Origin of the sequence: Citrobacter sp. Cpo065, from assembly GCF_030332805.1 — a bacterium.
Lineage (GTDB): Bacteria > Pseudomonadota > Gammaproteobacteria > Enterobacterales > Enterobacteriaceae > Citrobacter > Citrobacter portucalensis.
In genome coordinates, this window is sequence record NZ_JAOWHC010000029.1 from 877,098 (window position 1) to 893,756 (window position 16,659).

Genomic DNA, 16,659 nt, shown 5'->3' on the forward strand with positions numbered 1-16,659 from the left:
TAGGTAATCTTTATGCATCAAATGCGTGGTACGCGTGTTCGTCCTTTAGATGAACTTGATATTAAATTAAGAGCAGTAAATGCCTGTTTTGCATTAGGTTTTACAAGCAAATATAAATATAAACGTAGACCACGCAGATTTGATATTGCGCTGGAACAGCTTTCTGAATGGAATATTGTTCTTGATCCAATGGATGATGATGAATGGTTTCAGGAGACGCTGGGATTGACTATCGGACACTGTGAACCAGAAAGTTTAACCATCAGGGTACCAAACCACATTTATGAAATGGCATGTGCAGGAGAACAGTCGGCTTTGTTCGTTATTTTTCACGAGTTAGGTCATTTGCTTCTTCAGCATAAACCTGTTTTACACTTTGCGAATAAACAACCAGAGATAAATGAAGATTCTGAATGGCAAGCGGATTTGTTTGCAGAAACAATGCTAGATAAGCTTGGTTATCAGACAAAACAGCTTTGCTTTGAGTTTTATTGAAAAGCCCTGCGCTAACAGGGCTTTCGGGGGCGGAGTGTGCGCTAACACATTCCGCAGAGTATGGAGGCAATCCAGCCACGACACTCTTCTTAGACAGCTGAAGTTTAGTGGTTCTCCTAACAAAGCGCAACCTGTGTGGATTTACAGGTATGCAGGGAAACTCAAGCTATGGCAATGGGAACCTGTAGTAAATGCGGGAAGACGTGCGAAATCATTTTTCGCTACTCCGTTTGTGTCAATGGAGTAATGCGTTATGCGAGAAAGGGGCATCCTTTCCCGATTCCTGTATGTGATTGCTCTGAACAGAGCGCTGCGTAATATTAAAGAAAACCCGCTTCGGCGGGTTTTTTCTTGCTCATTCTGCTTCAACCTTCTTTATTAATCAGTTCTGAATATTCGGAAAAACTTAGTGTATACAACGCCATGGCTTTGGCGGAAAGTGCTATTAACCACTTGAATATGAGGTTTAATAGGTATGCTGTATAAATGTACAGTATTTCGAGGCGGAGGGAATCATGAAGATTGAAATTACAATTGATCACACTAAGGAGCTTCCGAAAGGAGCTGTGCCAGCGCTTGAAAAGGAACTTTTTCGTCGAATCAGCCAGGACTATTCAGACTGTAAATTAACGATACGACGAACCGGTTCTGATGGACTAAGCGTCATCGGAGGCGAAAAGAGCGATAAAAAACGTATTGAAGAAATCCTGCAGGAAACGTGGGAAAGTGCGGATGAATGGTTTTTTAACTGATCAACCCTCGCAGGCAGCCTTGGCCGCCATTTTGTTACGCCTGATTGCTAAATTTCTCGTTGCGCGCCGCGCTACAGCTAAGACGCAATTTCCGTTGGCTTAACGGTGTGGATATCACCGCAAGGGGCATCTCATGCAAATTCCGGATGATTTAATTCCCGGACTGCCGGAGCATACTGGCCCGGTTCTGATTTATGTCGTAAAGGGCAGGGCAGAAAGGGGATTCGCGCTGCGCAAAGATGAATTTGTGACGTCTTTGCGAGCTCTGGAAGAAGCAAGAAAGAAAGCTGGCCTTCCTGTTTCAGATGCCTGATAAGTTAGGTTATACTCAAACACGGGTCTGAACAGCCTGCGGAGTAACACTGCGCCAACCGGGAAATCACGATGGCGCATAAAATTGAATTACCCCACTCACACCGTTTCTTTGTGAGCGGTGTCTTTGTTCATGCTGGTGGTGCAGCATGAGCAGATCAAAAAATAAATCTGAAAAACTTCACCTTTCCCGCGTAGCCGGGCTGGGCTGTATTGTCTGCAAAAACCTGAAACTGGGTGAAACCCCAGCAGAAATACATCACATCCGAACTGGTCAGGGAGTTGGCCAGTGCGCTGACAATTTCAAAGTCATTCCTCTTTGCTCAATCCATCATCGCCAGGGCGGATACGGCATAGCCATTCATGCCGGGCGCCAGTCCTGGGAAAACAATTTCGGTACTGAAACAGAGTTGCTGGTGCAGGTTCTCTACGAACTGGGGGGAGTTGGGTGATGATTAGAGTTTGCGCACCAATCGTGATTAATGGTGTTCGAGTATCAAAATCATGGGGAGAAACAGAGAGAATAATTGTTGAGGAGCTAACAGCATGACACCACGGCAACGCAGATTAAAGCAGTCAGCATTTGAAAAAGCAGCAGCTGCGCCGCGTAAAAGCTGGCTGGGTAAATGCATTCTCCTGACGGGGATCCAGTCCGGATGGATTAAATCCCTGCTCACTACATGGGGCGAAGGTGTAGGAGGAAATACTGCACCCCGTATGCCGCGGGGCCATGCGTGCTGGAATGTGCTTAAGGGACGAAACTGGTCAGATAAGGCACTCGAACGATTCACCGTTGCGTTAAATCAGGCTAGAGAGGAGGGATTCCGTGGACAGCAGGCAATGAACAGGGCGCACAGTATTCTCTGGCCGCAGTCACCTGCCAGTGTAATTGATGAAGCCCTGCATAATGATGATGTCGATTTTGTTGAACAATGCGTATTGCAGGCGCTGGATATTAACGATCCGGTTTATGTTGTTGGTCTTCAGTATTACACCACCCGAAAAAAAATTTCAGACATAACCCGGGAGCTGCAGGCGATTGCGCCATGGTTAACTGACGGGGAGGCGAGAAAGCGTGTGCGATGGTGCCTGGAAATATTCAGAGCAAAAACATTCCTTGCGGTTCGTAACCAGATGAGAGCTGGGTTAGAGGATGGTTAGTCATACCAAAAGAGGAGCTGACCGGGAGACTAATGAGTCTGTAATTCGAAACAAAAACCCCGGTCAGTAGCTGGGGTAACTGGCTATTACTGACGATTCTGTTTAAACCGCTCATAAATCTTAATACAGATAATAGCCACAGAGTAGAAGGGCCACAGAATGGAGGTTATCAACGTATCAGCCAGGTCAAACTCGAGGCCATGTACTCGATCCCCACGAACTAACAAAGCAAACATTACGATGAAGCCCGCGATATATATGGCCAAATAGTGATAAAGGCTCATGATAATTCCATTTATTAGGTTTGACCCTGAGTCTACGTGCGATAACCACACAGTTAAAATTGGTATTACAGATCGATTTTCATTTATCGATCGTTCAAAACGATCGTTTTGTAACGAACATCTCATTTGTTGAATGATATTTGTACAAAACGTTGATGGGAATTAGCTATAAGTGCTTTGTGATGTAAAAACGTTTGAAAACGGGCCAACAAAGTGAATAATCAATTCATGCTTGGCAGAGCTGCGCCACGATGGCAGCGACGAAAAGCGAACAATTTGAATTTAACGAGAACCCCGCCAGCGCGGGGTTTTTGCTTTCCGGCGATACGACAGGGGTATTCGCGAGGTGCATTGCACCAGTACCCCTGTCATATCGCCGATCTTTTTATATCTCTAAATCGTAGGCATATATCACATAGTCTTTATCGCTTGGGGTATAAAGATAGTGCGCAATTCTATAGGCATCTTACATTCTGTACCTGTTGTTAATCCAGACTGTAGTATTTGTAAAGGGATAGCAGCGCTTATCTCCCAAAGTTAATGTATTAAATGCTATATTGGCTTTCGTCTTTCTAACATATGAAAAGGATTTAGCATGTCGTGGCAGGGCGTACCTTTCAAACTTCTTGAAGTTGGCAATGTTGACCAGTTGTTATTGAAACTATCTTCTTTACCTAAGCTGACCATTGATACTCCAACGGACTATAACCAACTGGCACTTACTGTAGGTGCTACATTCTTGGGGGGGATTATTCCAGCGCTGATTGCGTGGCGAACGTTCCATGTGAATGCCAAAAACGTTAAGAAAGAGCGCCAAGAGCAACAAAAATTTCTACAGACTGAGAGAGCAAAACAACATATTTTCATGATGGGAGAGCGTTCCTCTCAGTTCTCCTCTTTAAAAGAAGATCGCGAGTTACAGACATCTATTGCCCAGAGGACGATTAATGCTCAGGTAATATCTGCTAATCGACAAAGTTGGATCGTTGACTTGCGTAAAAACATAGCAGATTACTGCTCTGCATATTTTATCCATTTTGATGCTCTAGCTGATTACATGATTATTGCAGATATTCATGAAAAAAGTTTAAAACGATATGAAAAAAAACAAAAAACCTCTTTGGATAATGATGGATTAAAACACGTGCAAGAGAGGTTTAATATAAGGTTGGAGACCGTAAGGAAAGCAAAAAACACACTGGATAGTATAAAGTATAATATTTTTTTGATGATTAATGACAGTGAGCAAGATGGTTTACTTGTAACTAATTGCGTAAATAAATTAAATTTATGTTGTTTACAACTCAAGATAAATGATGCTGGTGAAATAGAGAATTATAATGAAAAGTATTCGGAATCTTTAAATTGCACGAGTGAACTAATTAAAGTATCAAAAAAACTATTAAAAAATGAATGGGTTAGAGTTAAAGGCGGAGGGTAATCAATTTTTAAGAATTTCTTTGATAAATGATGGGGTGTTTATAAGTACCGTTAAGACAATTTTGTTTTCACAAGATAAAAATATGAAGTTTATGCTACAAGCTAAAAGTAATTTAGAGCTAATCATTCATTACAGGTAAAACAGTTAAGATTGTCAGTGATCTGACAAGAGGTGATGACATTTGCCATAACGGTGAAGCAGAGGTGTTAGAAGGTCCTCTTACTTCACCAATGTAAACAATCCATTTTACTTCGGGGCTGCCGCACGGCGGCCTTTTTCATCTCAGGCTCACGGGAAGCATCCGCTACATTCTTTGTTGATAAATCCGGCCCGTTAAGCATGATCCCCCTTTAGAGCAATAGTGCTATTTGTTTGCGGGGTTTACTTATTGGTTCTAAAGTAATAGTGCATTTAGTAAACACTCTCGTTTTGAAGTGGTTGTGATGAGTCCTCCCCAAGCGGATGGGTGAAACTGACAGTAAACAGTGCCAGTGAATGACATGCTTAGCGCTTACGGGGCATGGTTTGTCAACCAAAGGACCACCGGGAGATACTCGACACAACAACTGAACTTAAACCAGTCATACTGTTATCATCGTGGTGGAGAGATAGCGTTATGAAAATGCCTTTCAGAAATACCGTGATCGGGCTCAGCCTATCGATAGGCATTGCACTAATTATTGTTTCCCTGGTTGTTGTTCTGAATGGCATTGGATTATGGTAACCCGGACTCTTAGCGTTCTGGAGACCGACATTTTTCGGTGCCTTTCATTTTCGGGCTGACGTTACATAATTAACAATAAAATCATTTATTTTCTGTCAGAGCTTTCGTTATCAAGGTTGATAGTGCTTCAAGCTGGATTGCAAGCTGGATACTTAACCAGACATATCCATGAACGGCACTTTCCATTACCTCATCACTTTCATTTGCGAGTAAAAGGCAATGCAACTCTTGTGTGATTTCATTAAGACGTTCGCTGTTTGATGCTATTGGAGACGGGTTACCTTCATGCAGTGCATGAGCCAGCGTACTGAGAGTGTTGCGAGTCATTTGTTCCATGTCGGAAAGTGTATGAGAGTTCAATATCAGAAACCGGCTGCCGCGCGATGCCCAGTGGGCATTTATCTGAAATTTTTGGGCAGCTATCATATCTCGGGTTATCGACTGAATCTCCTCAAGCAGACTCTTTGCAATCTTTGTTTCTTTATTCACTGGTGTAATCAGACCACGCATTTTGACTACATTAGTTAACGCACGTGTTTGAAGCCCGGTCATTCTGGGTTGGTTCAGAACGTTTCGTGAGACCCCGGCTGAAGTGATTTTTAAGTAGTCAGCAAGAAAGTCAGCAAGTTGGATACGCCAGTTAATGAATGCTCTTTGGGGATAAATACTGGTAAACAGCATAGCCAGAATACATCCCAAAATAATATTGGTGCTTCGCCATAATGCTGTCTGTAAGTCCCCGGCAGGAGCACTGCTGACTACGGCAAGCGTTATCCCAACAAGTAATGCAGCATATGGGCGTTTACTCATGGCCAGATAGCCGCAAAGGAAAGCAGCGCATCCACACCAGAGCATCATCAGAGTAAGAGAGTACATTTCAATGTGTAATGCAATGATCCCCAGAATCGCACCACCTACAGTTCCTGCCATTCGCTCAAGTGCTCTGGGGATAACGTTACCCATGTAGCTTACAGGTCCCATGACGACTACGAGTGTAATCAGGGGCCACGAGTGGTCTGGCAAATTCAACATTCTTATCAATAAGAACGTAATAACGAACGCTACAGCAATTCGTATCCCATGCACTATACGGTAGTTGCGGTAGATCTTTAGTTCTAATGGACTTATCGGTTTGTTCCGTTTAACGGAAAAAATGTTCTTTTTCATTGTTTAAAGTCTTTAACTAAGAGCAAACGATAAAGAATATTCAGGTATACACTGAAAAAAACAGCTAGTCTTACTTTTTTAAATTATAAAACCGCTGCGTGCTATTCAGGCTTACTGTTGTTAATTAGTTGCTAATTGAGTGATTAAGATGGGAGCATTCTGTAATACTCATTCTATCTTTGGGATTATCATTATGAGTATAAGTGCAGAGAACAGATTGAATGATAATCTGACATAAATTTAACTTGTTGACTTTAATCATTATTAAATTGTTGTGTGGTTTCCAGAAAATGGTTAGCATGATTCAGATGAAGTACCTTCTTCGGTCAGGTAAATCTGCTTTAATGGTGTCTCTGGACGATTTCAAATCGGTAACAGTATCTGGGTAAAATGCAGGATGAGCAAATACAAAATAGCAGCTCTGATGACTACAGCGTCAACGGTCGCACTGTTCTGGACAGTGGCATTAATCTTTGGGAAGCTTCATTCTTTGGGTCTGTAGTCGAAATTGATTTAAAGTTTATAAAACATAACATTACACAGGCAGTTATGAAATGAGGGAGTATTAACATTAGAATGTCTGATATTCTTATCGCTGTATGTTTTTTATGAGCTAAGGTTTGAGCCAAAGCTCATTATATAAAATAAAGTTATATCAGAAAAAGGTATGCAACTAAACGATGCGTATCATCGAAATGCAACTGTATAAAGAGAAAGTGCAATAGCCAGAAATATCCAGTATTGGGAATGATAATGGAAAAGTTTAAGCATTAATATCCTCCACAGAGTTGGTTGTTAATTAATGGCAGATTTAAATGTCAACAACAAACAAAAAATCATGCTCACTGATTATTTAATTATTTCATAATATTTCAACCGGGATCTATAGCGGTGCAATTGCACCAGTGATGGGATTTTTGCATCATTATGGTGAGATTAATGGCAGATGTACTTTATGAACTGCTCAATCTACCGATACAGACGACAATTATCATTCGAGGCTGCCAAACGGCGGCCTCTTCTTTTTCAGGCTCACGGGTATCACTCACTACGTGCTTTGTTGATAAATCCAGCCCGTGAAGCCTGACCCTTTAATCACACACAACACCATCCGAAAAATCGGAGGTAGGGCTATGACCAGAATGAGCACCATTTACAGCAGACTTTCATATGGAACAGGAACCACGCTGACCGGCTGCGGTGTATCAGCGAAGGCATATGCCGAAACAGCAAAAACAGCAAAAGAGGTGTCCTGGATGTTGGCCGACAGAATTGCAGGGTTAAGCCTGAGCGACTGGGCAATTATTGTTGGTATCGCATGTACTGTTATCACCTGTGCAGTGAACTGGTACTACAGGAAAAAGGAAAGGGAGGACCGGCTTAATGGCAATGTCACCAAAGCTGAAGAATAAACTGAGCACAGCGGTAGTTAGTTTGATTCTTGCCGGTGCGTCAGCACCTCTTATTCTCGATCAGTTTCTGGATGAGAAAGAGGGTAACAGCCTCACAGCATATCGCGACGGCGGCGGAATCTGGACCATTTGCCGTGGCGCCACAATGGTTGATGGTAAGCCAGTAGAGCAGGGTATGAAGGTGTCTGCTGAGAAATGCGCCCAGGTAAACGGCATAGAACGCGACAAGGCGCTGGCATGGGTTGAACGAAATATAAAAGTTCCGTTGAGTGAGCCGCAGAAGGCAGGTATCGCTTCTTTCTGCCCTTATAACATTGGTCCAGGCAAATGCTTCCCGTCAACGTTCTACCAGCGTATCAACGCCGGAGATACAAAAGGGGCATGTGAGGCGATCCGCTGGTGGATTAAAGACGGTGGCCGCGATTGCCGTCTGACCAAAGGCCAGAAAAACGGCTGCTACGGACAGGTTGAACGACGAGACCAGGAAAGCGCGCTGACGTGCTGGGGGATAGACAAGTGAACCTGCGCTATCAGTTCATTGTTATTTTGATGCTGGTGGCTGTCGCATTCATCGCCGGAAACGTATGGAGCAATCACGGCTGGGAAAAGAAGTGGGCTGACCGTGACAGCGCGGAATCATCGCAAACAGCGAACGCGCAGACCGCCGCCCGCATGATTGAGCAAGGGCGCATAATTGCCCGTGATGAGGCTGTAAAAGATGCACAAGTGCAAGCCGCTAAATCTGCTGCCACTGCTGCTGGTCTGTCTGCCACTGTTAACCAGCTGCGTACCGAAGCAACAAAGCTTGCCTCCCGCCTGGACGCCGCAAAGCACACCGCAGATCTTGCCACTGCCGTCAGAAGCAAAACAGCCGGAGCCGACGCCGCAGTGCTCGCCGACATGCTCGGACGCCTTGCAGAAGAAGCTCGATATTATGCTGAGCGATCTGACGAACGCTACCGGGCAGGAATGACGTGTGAGCGCATTTACGACTCAGTGAGGCAGTCAAACAACAACAGGGTTAGGCGATGAACGCAGAAAACCTAGGTGAAGCGTATTACCTCAATAACGATATAAAAGAACTACAGCATCAGAAAAGCATACTGGAAAGTGGTGCCGGATTTGGTGTGACAATCCAGTCTACCTTTCAGGATAACGCCTTTCTTGATGCCATACGCCCGCATGCAGTGGCTGAACTTGATCGCCGTTGTGGAGAAGAAAAATCCCTCTCCACTCTGGGTGTTACATTCTCTTAAATGAGAACAACAATAAAAGGTTATGTCTGCTTTGCCACATTCTGAGAGTATGGGTTTTATTTGGTATTCAATCAGTTACTTTATTGGTTTGCTTTCAGATGGAAGATAGATGTTTCCACAGAAGGGGCAAATTAACGTTATATTGTTTTTTATTCTCGACAGACTGTGCATTGACTGGCGGGAGCAATGAGGACAAGTACTTTTCACATGGCGTAAAGTACGCATCTTGATATCTTTGAGTATCGACATGTTGATTGTCCTGGTGGGCGGTTAACAACCATACACCACATGTTGGCTAATAGCTTCTTTTATAACCGTTACGATGTAATCGTTAGCGATAATCAATCAAGCCTCACAGTAGCGGGGATTTTTAACAACTGAGGAATGAGCAATACAGTAGTTCTTACAGCTAAGCAGATTGAAGACCTGGCGGCCTTCGCAAAAGAAGATGGCCAGCCACAATACACCATCACTACCGGAACAATCCCTGAGTTCGAAGCGGATGATGGCGAGGTTATCCCTGAGTACACCGGGCTGATTGCCTATTCCGAGTCGCTAGAGCATAGCGTTCTACAGCTCGATAACTAACGAATCAACAAAACTTTCCATCCGCCATGACACCACAATGCTCGTAGACATGCCAGGAAGCCTGGCAGAAGAAGCTCGATACAATGCTGAGCGCGCTGATGAAAACTACCGGGCAGGAATGACATGTGAGCGGATTTATGAGTCCGTAAAAATACTAACAATGAATCGTAGAGAAAAAATAATAGATCTATAAATTAAGATGTTGACGGTTTTCGTGGATAAATTTGTAAATTTTTACTATGAAAGAAATACGACTCTTCCTTGAGTCAAAATCCCTGACAACTTAGGGTGACAGATAAAGGTCTTACGCAGCATGACATAATTTTCGATTTAAGCTATTTAAATTAATTTTTATGGTCAAAACCCACTGAGATTTACTTACAAAACTAAACCTTGCTATGTTTGGTTAATCATGCGTTAATGAATGTCTGGTTTGTAACGAATTTATCTGAAGCAGTCGCTGTAATAATTTTATTCCTTGTTCTTGTTGAGATTTCCTTGTTAGCTTTTCTCTCTGATAATTTTTTTCGGACCATTCTGCCCAAGGGCTTACTCAATAAAGGTAATGTTTATGTCTAATAAAATGACTGGTTTAGTTAAATGGTTTAATCCTGAAAAAGGTTTTGGTTTTATCACTCCAAAAGATGGCAGTAAAGATGTGTTTGTTCACTTCTCTGCTATCCAGAGTAATGATTTCAAGACGCTGAATGAGAATCAGGAAGTTGAATTTAGTGTTGAACAGGGACCTAAAGGCCCCACGGCAGTTAATGTCGTGGCTGTATAAGGTAACTGATATTACTAATAATATTCACTTCAGATGTCCGTGTTGCCACGGATCTCAGTACCGAACGTCAAACTTTGATGTTACTGAAAAAAATCCTTTCGGAGCAAAATGTATTTTTTGCAAATCAACAATGATTACATTTGATAATATTGCACTGTACATTCGTTCTGGTCAGTCTTCTTTAGAATTCAGAAAATAAATTTCAGGCTCCTTATGGAGCCTTTTTTGTATGCTGAACCGACAATCTCTGTAAGAGACATCACGGTAAAATTATGAAAAAAGTCATCGTTTTTTTTAATGCAGAACCTGCAGTTGTTGTAACCGTAATGAAAGGTATTACTACGATAATGCGTGAGTTTCCCAATGGGGAAAAAGCACACCTACCCGTGATGTCAGCGGGATTTCCATCTCTGACAGGAGACCATAAAATAGTTTATGTAGCCTCTGATCGTGATGTCAGTTCAGAAGAGATCCTCGAGGCAGCCTCGAAGCTTTTGAAATGAGATCTGGTTGTTTCGTGACCGACCCGGATTTTAGTACAGTGGTTTGTGTGGTCGCGAGCTCTTTTGCATGAAGATTGTACTGCAAACTATTGATAATTGAGTCTTTCTATTCTATCTTTTAAACATATCAGCGCTTATACAAGTGCTCTACGGGGAATGTAACATGCTTGGCGTTGATACGTTAGAGATCAAGAGGGTAAACAATGAACGTCGAAGATTTAAAAAGAAAAACTGAAGCGGATATTTCTGAATTCATCACAAAAAAAATTATTGAACTCAAAAAAAAGACAGGAAAAGAAGTTTCCGATATCCAGTTTAATGCTCGTGAAAAAATGACTGGTCTTGAAAGCTATGATATTAAAATCACATTAATCTAATTGTTATAAGACTCAGTTCGAGTGAAAAAGCATTATCTTGAAAGGTAATGCTTTTTTATTTCTGTCATAAAATTTAGAGCGTTGTCAAAGCCTTCACTTCTAACCATAGATTTTCTGCTTACCTTTTAACGGGTCCTCCTTGACGATTCTGACCATCGAGGGGCAGCAGCGGCGCGGGATTTGGAGCATTTTTGATTCTTCATGCAACCATTTCAGCATTTGATGCTGATGACGGAACACTATCTCCGAATACACTGGGTTGGTTGCATTCTCTGATTCAAAAGAACACGGTGTGCTTCAACTTGACTGAGCAGGCATTACAGCAGACATTCACTGAGTGCCTGCTGTAATGTTAAACATTAAAATTTGTATTTATTTCTTATCGTTACAATCAGGGATCATCCTCAAAAGAGTGTTATCTTTCTGGACGTAGTGATGGAATAACGCTGCACCAGCATGCGCTGCGATTAAAAAATATCCGATGTTTGCCAGTGTTTCGTGAGTATCTTTGATAAGTGATTTTGTTTCCCCGTCAGGATTAACGAACGATGCAACGTTAAAACCTAAGAAACTCCAGTCCTTTCCACCGTAAGCCATAATTGCAATACCTAATAATGGTAGAGCCAAAAAAGAAATGTACAGCAGGATATGCATTATTTTAGCAGCCATCATCTGCCAGGCTGGTGGGGGGGGAGTGATAGCTGGATCATGATACTTATGTTTAATAATTAATCGTATTATCATTAAAAACCAGACAAACACCCCAACATTGTAATGTGTTTCTTTCATGAGAAGGTAGGTGTTACTGCCTTTGGGAAACCAGCCACGAAGCTCCATAGCTGCATAGGTTATCGCTATTAATATCAGGGTTAGCCAGTGTAAGCGAATCTGAAGTTTTGAGAATTTGACCATTATTCTTGCCTCAAACGGTGTATTACATCGACCATAAATCATGAAGCTTAACAAATCCTTATTTTTGTTGAGAGATTAAGAGTTTGTTATTCCAGCGATCTCACTTGAATGTTTTGATAATAATTCTCATTTTTATTTCTTTCTGATAATCCTTGATGTTACGGGGCAAGAACCGCGCAGATTCTCGCTATTTATGAGAACTTTCAATCAACTACTGGTTCATTTTTACTTTCCGCCTATTACACAATTTGTATCCAACAAACAGGACTATGCCGATGCCAGCACGTGCTAAACGCCCATGCCGACACAAAGGGTGTGCGGCAATCACCAATGATGTCAGCGGATATTGTGACCAACACCGACAGCAGCATGCTGGTGACGGCTGGCGGAATTATCAGTCGGGAAAGAGCAGGCAAGAACGTGGATATGGGCGACTCTGGGAAATCAAACGAGCGCGTATCCTTCAGCGTGATAAATACCTGTGTCAGAACCATCGCCGACAGAGGATAGCGAAGAAAGCGGCAAGCGTTGACCACATCATTCCAAAAGCTCATGGCGGTACTGATGACGATTCCAACCTTGAGTCGTTGTGCTGGGAATGCCACAGAGCAAAGACAGCAAGAGAACGTATTCGATGATAATATTCACTGCTGTAATGCATAAGAACAGTTTCTACATTCATGCAGATACCCGGAAGGAATTTTGGGTGTTTTTAAGTAAAACATTGGGATGGGGCAAATTTGAGTTAATTCGCCCCTCTGACGAGTTTAGCCCTACTGGAGGGTTGTTTGAATTAGTCGAAGTGCGTTCGGCAGATTCAGAACCCCCTGAGTCAGTAACTGTAGGGTCAAATGTTTTATGGCGTCTCCCGGAAGCTCTCGGAGTTTTGAAATCAATCCCTTCTTCTGATCTTCAGATATATTTGCGACACGGATTATATCCTCAAGGGCAACAATCGTGTCATTGTGTAACCGAACGGTTTGAACCTTAAGGATCGCACTTAAGCCGCCATCATCAAGAAGAAAATCAATTCCTTTCTCTGTAATGTTGCAGTATGGGGCGTTGAAGATAAAATCAACGCCAGCCATGGTTTCGCTACGTACGAAGGGTGTAGAAACAAGACCATGCATTTCAAGATATAGCATGCACGCCACAAAGTGATCATAGTTATCAAACTTCTCAATGAGGTCTCGCTCCTGTGCCTTGTTTAAAAAGTTAGGAGCACAATCTATAAGAGCGTTGAGGATCTCAAGTTGTAAGGCTCTATCATATTTTCTAGTTTTATCCATTTCTTAGACTCCATCGTTTATTTATTGAGATTAACTGAAGACACTATGCTGAACATCCTGATGGATGACCAGTATCTGCTTTTGCATGCTTTCTTGCTGTCATCTTCAAGGGGGGAGGGGGGATCAAATCCCTGACCCCTTTCGCGCTTTAGGACTGCCCGCTTCCTCGTATTTTTATACCCGCGAAAAATGAAATTTAACCAGGAGTGTCGCTTATGGCTGGAACGGCGGGGCGTTCCGGGCGTCGCCCCAAGCCAACGGCGCGCAAGGAGCTGGCAGGGAACCCCGGCAAACGAGCCCTGAATAAAGAGGAACCTGTATTCACACCGATTAAAGGTGTGGCACCACCTGACTGGTTTTCTGAGGATGATGGTCTGCCAATGGCGGCCGTCATGTGGGAACTGACCACGAAAGAATTATGTGGACAGGGATTACTGTGTGTTACCGATCTTGCCGTACTTGAGCGCTGGTGTGTTGCATATGAGTTCTGGCGCAGGGCGGTTAAAAATATCGCCAGAGAAGGGCTGACTATCACTGGTGCTATGGGGGGGAAGATAAAAAACCCTGAGCTAACCGCAAAGAAAGAGCAGGAATCGGAGATGAGCTCTACCGGCTCCATGCTTGGCCTTGATCCCAGCAGTCGACAACGCCTAATCGGCCTTGCCGGACAGAAGAAAACCTCTAACCCATTCCTGAAGATGATCAACTCATGAGCCGGAAATCGTACCCCAACGTAAACGCCGCGAATCAATACGCCCGCAACGTTGTGCGGGGGAAAATTCCGGCGTGCCAGTTTGTCATTCAGGCCTGCCAGCGTCATGTCGATGACATGGCGGCTGAAAAGAGTAAGAAATTTCGTTACCGCTTCGATAAAGACATGGCAGAAAAGGCCGCGAAATTTATCCAGTTGTTGCCACATACAAAAGGAGATTGGGCATTCAAGCGGATGCCGATCACTCTGGAGGCATGGCAACTGTTTATTGTGTGCTGCGCCTTTGGCTGGGTCCAGAAAGGGTCGAAGCTTCGACGATTTCGCGAGGTTTACACGGAGATACCGCGTAAAAATGGAAAATCAGCAATATCGGCAGGTGTGGCGCTGTACTGTTTTACCTGTGATAACGAGTTTGGTGCCGAAGTGTATTCCGGGGCCACAACTGAAAAACAGGCGTGGGAAGTATTCAGACCAGCTCGTCTGATGAGGGGCTGCGACATGTTCCCGGCGATATCATTGAGATCTGCGACAGTGATTATGCCGGTGTGACCGTGGGCGGACGAATCCTGTCGGTCGACAGCCTTACGCGCACGCTCACGCTGGACCGTGAGGTGGAGATACCGGCAGGCGGCAATGTGGTGCTGAACCTGGTGGGCAGCGATGGTCAGCCTGTTACCGTCGCAGTTACCGCGCACCCCACCCCGGACTCCGTGACCGTCAGCCAGTTACCCGATGGCGTGGCGGAGTACAGCGTGTGGGGGCTGAAACTGCCGGACCTGCGCCAGCGCCTGTTTCGCTGTGTGGCCATACGGGAAAACGATGACGGCACGTATGCCATTACCGCCGTACAGCATGTCCCGGAGAAAGCGAGCATCGTGGACAACGGGGCGACGTTTGATCCGTTACCGGACACCGGTATCACGAATACGCCGCCTGCCGTGCAGCACCTGACCACAGAGATTCTGGCAGAGGAGGGGCAGTATCAGGTGCGGGCGCGATGGGATACCCCGCGTGTGGTTAAGGGGGTTAACTTCTCCCTGCGCCTGACGGTGAAAGCGGAAGATAACAGCGACCGGCTGGCCAGCAGCCTGACCCTGACAAAAACGGAGCATACTTTCCGTAACCTGACGCCGGGACGTTACACCCTGACGGTGCGGGCGGTGAACAGCCAGGGCCAGCAGGGCGATCCGGCCAGCACGGATTTCAGCATCGCCGCACCGGCAGAACCTTCTTATGTTGAGTTGACTCCCGGCTATTTTCAGATAACAGCCACCCCACGCCAGGCGGTATACGACCCCACGGTGCAGTATGAATTCTGGTTTACGGATAAAAAAATCGCCGATATCCGCCAGGTGGAAACCGATGCGCGTTATCTCGGCACCGCGTTGTACTGGATTGCGGCCAGCAGCAGTATCAAACCCGGCAAGGACTATTACTTCTATATCCGGGCCGTGAACCAGGTCGGAAAGTCGGCGTTCGTGGAGGCTAAAGGGCAGGCCAGCAACGATGCGGCGGGTTACCTGGATTTCTTCAAAGGGGAAATCACCGAAAGTCATCTGGGGAAAGAGCTGCTGGAGAAGGTGGGGCTGACAGAAGACAACGCCAGCCGGCTGGATGAGTTTTCGAAAGAATGGCAGGACGCGAACGGCAAATGGAATGCCATGTGGGGCGTGAAGATAGAGCAGACCAAAGACGGGAAGCACTATGTGGCTGGTCTGGGCCTGAGCATGGAGGACACGGAAGAAGGGAAGGTAAGCCAGTTCCTGGTGGCAGCAAACCGTATCGCGTTTATCGACCCGGCAAATGGCAATGAGACCCCGATGTTTGTGGCTCAGGGGAATCAGATATTTATGAACGAGGTGTTCCTCAAGTATCTGACGGCTCCCACTATCACCAGCGGCGGGAACCCGCCGACCTTTATGCTGACGCCTGCCGGCAGGCTGACCGCCCGTAATGCGGATATCAGCGGCCATATCAGTGCAAACTCTGGTGCTCTCAACAATGTGACCATTGAGGAAAACTGCATCATCAAGGGGACGATGCGGGCAGAGAAGATTGTTGGCGATATCGTTAAAGCAGTTGGAGGGGCTTTCCCCGGTACCCCGCGTTACCCGAATGGAACCCTCACGGTCCAGATACAGGATGATCACGATTTTGATCGGCAGATAATTATTCCACCCATCACTTTTGCAGGAGCAAGTGGGCAATCAGCCACAAGTAATGACCGGTGGACAGATTGTGGGCTTGTTGTGAAGCACAACGGCAGAGAGATATACAACGCATATCCCGCAATTCCAACGAAATCATTCAGTACGGTCATTGATATGCCTGCCGGAGCTGGAAATGTGACCATGAGCTTTACGGTTTCAAGCAAGGGTAATGGTGGCGGCGGCGATACTCCTGCCTTTATCAGTAACCTACTGGTCATGGTGGTGAAGAAGAACAGCACAGGCATCAGCATTTACTGATGACTGAATCCCAAAACGAGCG

At 44.8% G+C, this 16,659-nt stretch carries 22 protein-coding genes and 2 pseudogenes; 20 read left to right on the forward strand and 4 right to left on the reverse strand.

The window, feature by feature from the left end:
- The first annotated feature begins 12 nt into the window (after positions 1–12).
- The 6 genes from OGY68_RS10195 to OGY68_RS10220 all read left to right on the forward strand — a co-directional run bounded on the left by OGY68_RS10195 (position 13) and on the right by OGY68_RS10220 (position 4,445).
- Positions 13–495, forward strand: coding sequence for an ImmA/IrrE family metallo-endopeptidase (locus OGY68_RS10195; RefSeq protein WP_286617001.1), 483 nt, complete (start codon positions 13–15; stop codon positions 493–495).
- Positions 496–1,010: 515 nt separating this feature from the next.
- Complete coding sequence (locus tag OGY68_RS10200) at positions 1,011–1,247, forward strand: DinI-like family protein (protein WP_286617003.1); 237 nt, start codon at positions 1,011–1,013, stop codon at positions 1,245–1,247.
- Positions 1,248–1,380: 133 nt separating this feature from the next.
- Positions 1,381–1,560: a hypothetical protein gene (locus tag OGY68_RS10205; RefSeq protein ID WP_286502903.1), complete on the forward strand. Its 180-nt coding sequence runs from the start codon at positions 1,381–1,383 to the stop codon at positions 1,558–1,560.
- A gap of 148 nt (positions 1,561–1,708) precedes the next feature.
- A complete protein-coding gene (locus OGY68_RS10210) occupies positions 1,709–2,011 on the forward strand; it encodes a Ref family recombination enhancement nuclease (protein ID WP_286617005.1) in 303 nt (100 codons plus the stop codon).
- A 94-nt stretch (positions 2,012–2,105) separates the two neighbouring features.
- The gene (locus OGY68_RS10215) at positions 2,106–2,720 is read left to right on the forward strand and encodes a hypothetical protein (RefSeq protein WP_286617007.1); all 615 of its coding nucleotides are present in this window, start codon (positions 2,106–2,108) and stop codon (positions 2,718–2,720) included.
- An 879-nt stretch (positions 2,721–3,599) separates the two neighbouring features.
- Entirely contained in the window at positions 3,600–4,445 is an 846-nt protein-coding gene (locus OGY68_RS10220; RefSeq protein ID WP_286617009.1) for a hypothetical protein, read from the forward strand.
- A gap of 805 nt (positions 4,446–5,250) precedes the next feature.
- On the opposite strand, the gene OGY68_RS10225 is transcribed toward OGY68_RS10220, so the two are convergent.
- On the reverse strand, positions 5,251–6,336 hold the full coding sequence (locus OGY68_RS10225) for an FUSC family protein (protein ID WP_103771380.1): 1,086 nt from the start codon (positions 6,334–6,336) through the stop codon (positions 5,251–5,253).
- Positions 6,337–7,469: 1,133 nt separating this feature from the next.
- Between OGY68_RS10225 and OGY68_RS10230 the strand changes: the two genes are divergently transcribed.
- Genes OGY68_RS10230 through OGY68_RS10245 form a run of 4 tightly spaced genes read left to right on the forward strand, consistent with a single transcriptional unit; the run spans position 7,470 to position 9,004 of the window.
- Entirely contained in the window at positions 7,470–7,748 is a 279-nt protein-coding gene (locus OGY68_RS10230; RefSeq protein WP_003832349.1) for a phage holin, read from the forward strand.
- Complete coding sequence (locus OGY68_RS10235; RefSeq protein ID WP_191212893.1) at positions 7,720–8,268, forward strand: lysozyme; 549 nt, start codon at positions 7,720–7,722, stop codon at positions 8,266–8,268. The genes OGY68_RS10230 and OGY68_RS10235 overlap by 29 nt, the downstream gene beginning before the upstream one ends.
- Positions 8,265–8,780 (forward strand): DUF2514 domain-containing protein, encoded by a 516-nt coding sequence (locus OGY68_RS10240; RefSeq protein ID WP_249417968.1) that lies wholly within the window; start codon positions 8,265–8,267, stop codon positions 8,778–8,780. Before OGY68_RS10235 ends, OGY68_RS10240 begins: the two co-directional genes overlap by 4 nt.
- Complete coding sequence (locus tag OGY68_RS10245) at positions 8,777–9,004, forward strand: hypothetical protein (RefSeq protein WP_191212892.1); 228 nt, start codon at positions 8,777–8,779, stop codon at positions 9,002–9,004. The genes OGY68_RS10240 and OGY68_RS10245 overlap by 4 nt, the downstream gene beginning before the upstream one ends.
- Positions 9,005–9,079: 75 nt before the next feature.
- Here the strand turns inward: OGY68_RS10245 and OGY68_RS10250 are convergent, their stop codons facing one another.
- The gene (locus OGY68_RS10250) at positions 9,080–9,253 is read right to left on the reverse strand and encodes a YnfU family zinc-binding protein (RefSeq protein ID WP_218116983.1); all 174 of its coding nucleotides are present in this window, start codon (positions 9,251–9,253) and stop codon (positions 9,080–9,082) included.
- 135 nt (positions 9,254–9,388) lie between these two features.
- On the opposite strand from OGY68_RS10250, the gene OGY68_RS10255 reads away from it, so the two are divergent.
- The 6 genes from OGY68_RS10255 (at position 9,389) to OGY68_RS10280 (ending at position 11,256) form a co-directional block, all read left to right on the forward strand.
- On the forward strand, positions 9,389–9,592 hold the full coding sequence (locus tag OGY68_RS10255; RefSeq protein WP_137378220.1) for a hypothetical protein: 204 nt from the start codon (positions 9,389–9,391) through the stop codon (positions 9,590–9,592).
- A 37-nt stretch (positions 9,593–9,629) separates the two neighbouring features.
- The gene (locus tag OGY68_RS10260) at positions 9,630–9,785 is read left to right on the forward strand and encodes a DUF2514 family protein (RefSeq protein WP_080625038.1); all 156 of its coding nucleotides are present in this window, start codon (positions 9,630–9,632) and stop codon (positions 9,783–9,785) included.
- A 378-nt stretch (positions 9,786–10,163) separates the two neighbouring features.
- Positions 10,164–10,376: a cold shock protein CspG gene (cspG, locus tag OGY68_RS10265; protein WP_000066494.1), complete on the forward strand. Its 213-nt coding sequence runs from the start codon at positions 10,164–10,166 to the stop codon at positions 10,374–10,376.
- A gap of 10 nt (positions 10,377–10,386) precedes the next feature.
- Positions 10,387–10,575: a cold shock small protein YmcF gene (gene ymcF / locus OGY68_RS10270; RefSeq protein ID WP_057069020.1), complete on the forward strand. Its 189-nt coding sequence runs from the start codon at positions 10,387–10,389 to the stop codon at positions 10,573–10,575.
- A 73-nt stretch (positions 10,576–10,648) separates the two neighbouring features.
- Entirely contained in the window at positions 10,649–10,879 is a 231-nt protein-coding gene (locus OGY68_RS10275) for a hypothetical protein (protein ID WP_000756041.1), read from the forward strand.
- A 203-nt stretch (positions 10,880–11,082) separates the two neighbouring features.
- Complete coding sequence (locus OGY68_RS10280) at positions 11,083–11,256, forward strand: GnsA/GnsB family addiction module toxin (protein WP_001100119.1); 174 nt, start codon at positions 11,083–11,085, stop codon at positions 11,254–11,256.
- 372 nt (positions 11,257–11,628) lie between these two features.
- Here the strand turns inward: OGY68_RS10280 and OGY68_RS10285 are convergent, their stop codons facing one another.
- Positions 11,629–12,168 carry a cytochrome b gene (locus OGY68_RS10285; RefSeq protein WP_191212891.1) on the reverse strand — a complete coding sequence of 180 codons (540 nt, stop codon included), beginning with the start codon at positions 12,166–12,168 and terminating at the stop codon, positions 11,629–11,631.
- 275 nt (positions 12,169–12,443) lie between these two features.
- Between OGY68_RS10285 and OGY68_RS10290 the strand changes: the two genes are divergently transcribed.
- A complete protein-coding gene (locus OGY68_RS10290) occupies positions 12,444–12,806 on the forward strand; it encodes an HNH endonuclease (protein ID WP_079224593.1) in 363 nt (120 codons plus the stop codon).
- Positions 12,807–12,941: 135 nt separating this feature from the next.
- On the opposite strand, the gene OGY68_RS10295 is transcribed toward OGY68_RS10290, so the two are convergent.
- Positions 12,942–13,457, reverse strand: coding sequence for a hypothetical protein (locus tag OGY68_RS10295; RefSeq protein WP_103771375.1), 516 nt, complete (start codon positions 13,455–13,457; stop codon positions 12,942–12,944).
- 215 nt (positions 13,458–13,672) lie between these two features.
- Here OGY68_RS10295 and OGY68_RS10300 point away from each other — a divergent pair, with 215 nt between their 5' ends.
- The 3 genes and pseudogenes from OGY68_RS10300 to OGY68_RS10310 form a co-directional block, all read left to right on the forward strand.
- A complete protein-coding gene (locus tag OGY68_RS10300) occupies positions 13,673–14,170 on the forward strand; it encodes a phage terminase small subunit P27 family (RefSeq protein ID WP_003832359.1) in 498 nt (165 codons plus the stop codon).
- Positions 14,167–14,685, forward strand: a pseudogene (locus tag OGY68_RS10305) (terminase large subunit domain-containing protein); the annotation flags it as partial. The gene OGY68_RS10300 and the pseudogene OGY68_RS10305, both read left to right, overlap by 4 nt.
- A pseudogene (locus OGY68_RS10310) lies at positions 14,631–16,637 on the forward strand (phage tail tip domain-containing protein); the annotation flags it as partial. The pseudogenes OGY68_RS10305 and OGY68_RS10310, both read left to right, overlap by 55 nt.
- Between the last annotated feature and the right edge of the window lie 22 nt (positions 16,638–16,659).

Excerpts from the sequence above, each read along its gene's own strand:
- OGY68_RS10195 (WP_286617001.1), top strand. The coding sequence starts at position 13 with ATGCATCAAATGCGTGGTACGCGTGTTCGTCCTTTAGATGAACTTGAT.
- OGY68_RS10200 (WP_286617003.1), top strand. The coding sequence starts at position 1,011 with ATGAAGATTGAAATTACAATTGATCACACTAAGGAGCTTCCGAAAGGA.
- OGY68_RS10205 (WP_286502903.1), top strand. The coding sequence starts at position 1,381 with ATGCAAATTCCGGATGATTTAATTCCCGGACTGCCGGAGCATACTGGC.
- OGY68_RS10210 (WP_286617005.1), top strand. The coding sequence starts at position 1,709 with ATGAGCAGATCAAAAAATAAATCTGAAAAACTTCACCTTTCCCGCGTA.
- OGY68_RS10215 (WP_286617007.1), top strand. The coding sequence starts at position 2,106 with ATGACACCACGGCAACGCAGATTAAAGCAGTCAGCATTTGAAAAAGCA.
- OGY68_RS10220 (WP_286617009.1), top strand. The coding sequence starts at position 3,600 with ATGTCGTGGCAGGGCGTACCTTTCAAACTTCTTGAAGTTGGCAATGTT.
- OGY68_RS10225 (WP_103771380.1), bottom strand. The coding sequence starts at position 6,336 with ATGAAAAAGAACATTTTTTCCGTTAAACGGAACAAACCGATAAGTCCA.
- OGY68_RS10230 (WP_003832349.1), top strand. The coding sequence starts at position 7,470 with ATGACCAGAATGAGCACCATTTACAGCAGACTTTCATATGGAACAGGA.
- OGY68_RS10235 (WP_191212893.1), top strand. The coding sequence starts at position 7,720 with ATGGCAATGTCACCAAAGCTGAAGAATAAACTGAGCACAGCGGTAGTT.
- OGY68_RS10245 (WP_191212892.1), top strand. The coding sequence starts at position 8,777 with ATGAACGCAGAAAACCTAGGTGAAGCGTATTACCTCAATAACGATATA.
- OGY68_RS10250 (WP_218116983.1), bottom strand. The coding sequence starts at position 9,253 with ATGTCGATACTCAAAGATATCAAGATGCGTACTTTACGCCATGTGAAA.
- OGY68_RS10255 (WP_137378220.1), top strand. The coding sequence starts at position 9,389 with ATGAGCAATACAGTAGTTCTTACAGCTAAGCAGATTGAAGACCTGGCG.
- OGY68_RS10260 (WP_080625038.1), top strand. The coding sequence starts at position 9,630 with ATGCTCGTAGACATGCCAGGAAGCCTGGCAGAAGAAGCTCGATACAAT.
- cspG (WP_000066494.1), top strand. The coding sequence starts at position 10,164 with ATGTCTAATAAAATGACTGGTTTAGTTAAATGGTTTAATCCTGAAAAA.
- OGY68_RS10275 (WP_000756041.1), top strand. The coding sequence starts at position 10,649 with ATGAAAAAAGTCATCGTTTTTTTTAATGCAGAACCTGCAGTTGTTGTA.
- OGY68_RS10280 (WP_001100119.1), top strand. The coding sequence starts at position 11,083 with ATGAACGTCGAAGATTTAAAAAGAAAAACTGAAGCGGATATTTCTGAA.
- OGY68_RS10285 (WP_191212891.1), bottom strand. The coding sequence starts at position 12,168 with ATGGTCAAATTCTCAAAACTTCAGATTCGCTTACACTGGCTAACCCTG.
- OGY68_RS10290 (WP_079224593.1), top strand. The coding sequence starts at position 12,444 with ATGCCAGCACGTGCTAAACGCCCATGCCGACACAAAGGGTGTGCGGCA.
- OGY68_RS10295 (WP_103771375.1), bottom strand. The coding sequence starts at position 13,457 with ATGGATAAAACTAGAAAATATGATAGAGCCTTACAACTTGAGATCCTC.
- OGY68_RS10300 (WP_003832359.1), top strand. The coding sequence starts at position 13,673 with ATGGCTGGAACGGCGGGGCGTTCCGGGCGTCGCCCCAAGCCAACGGCG.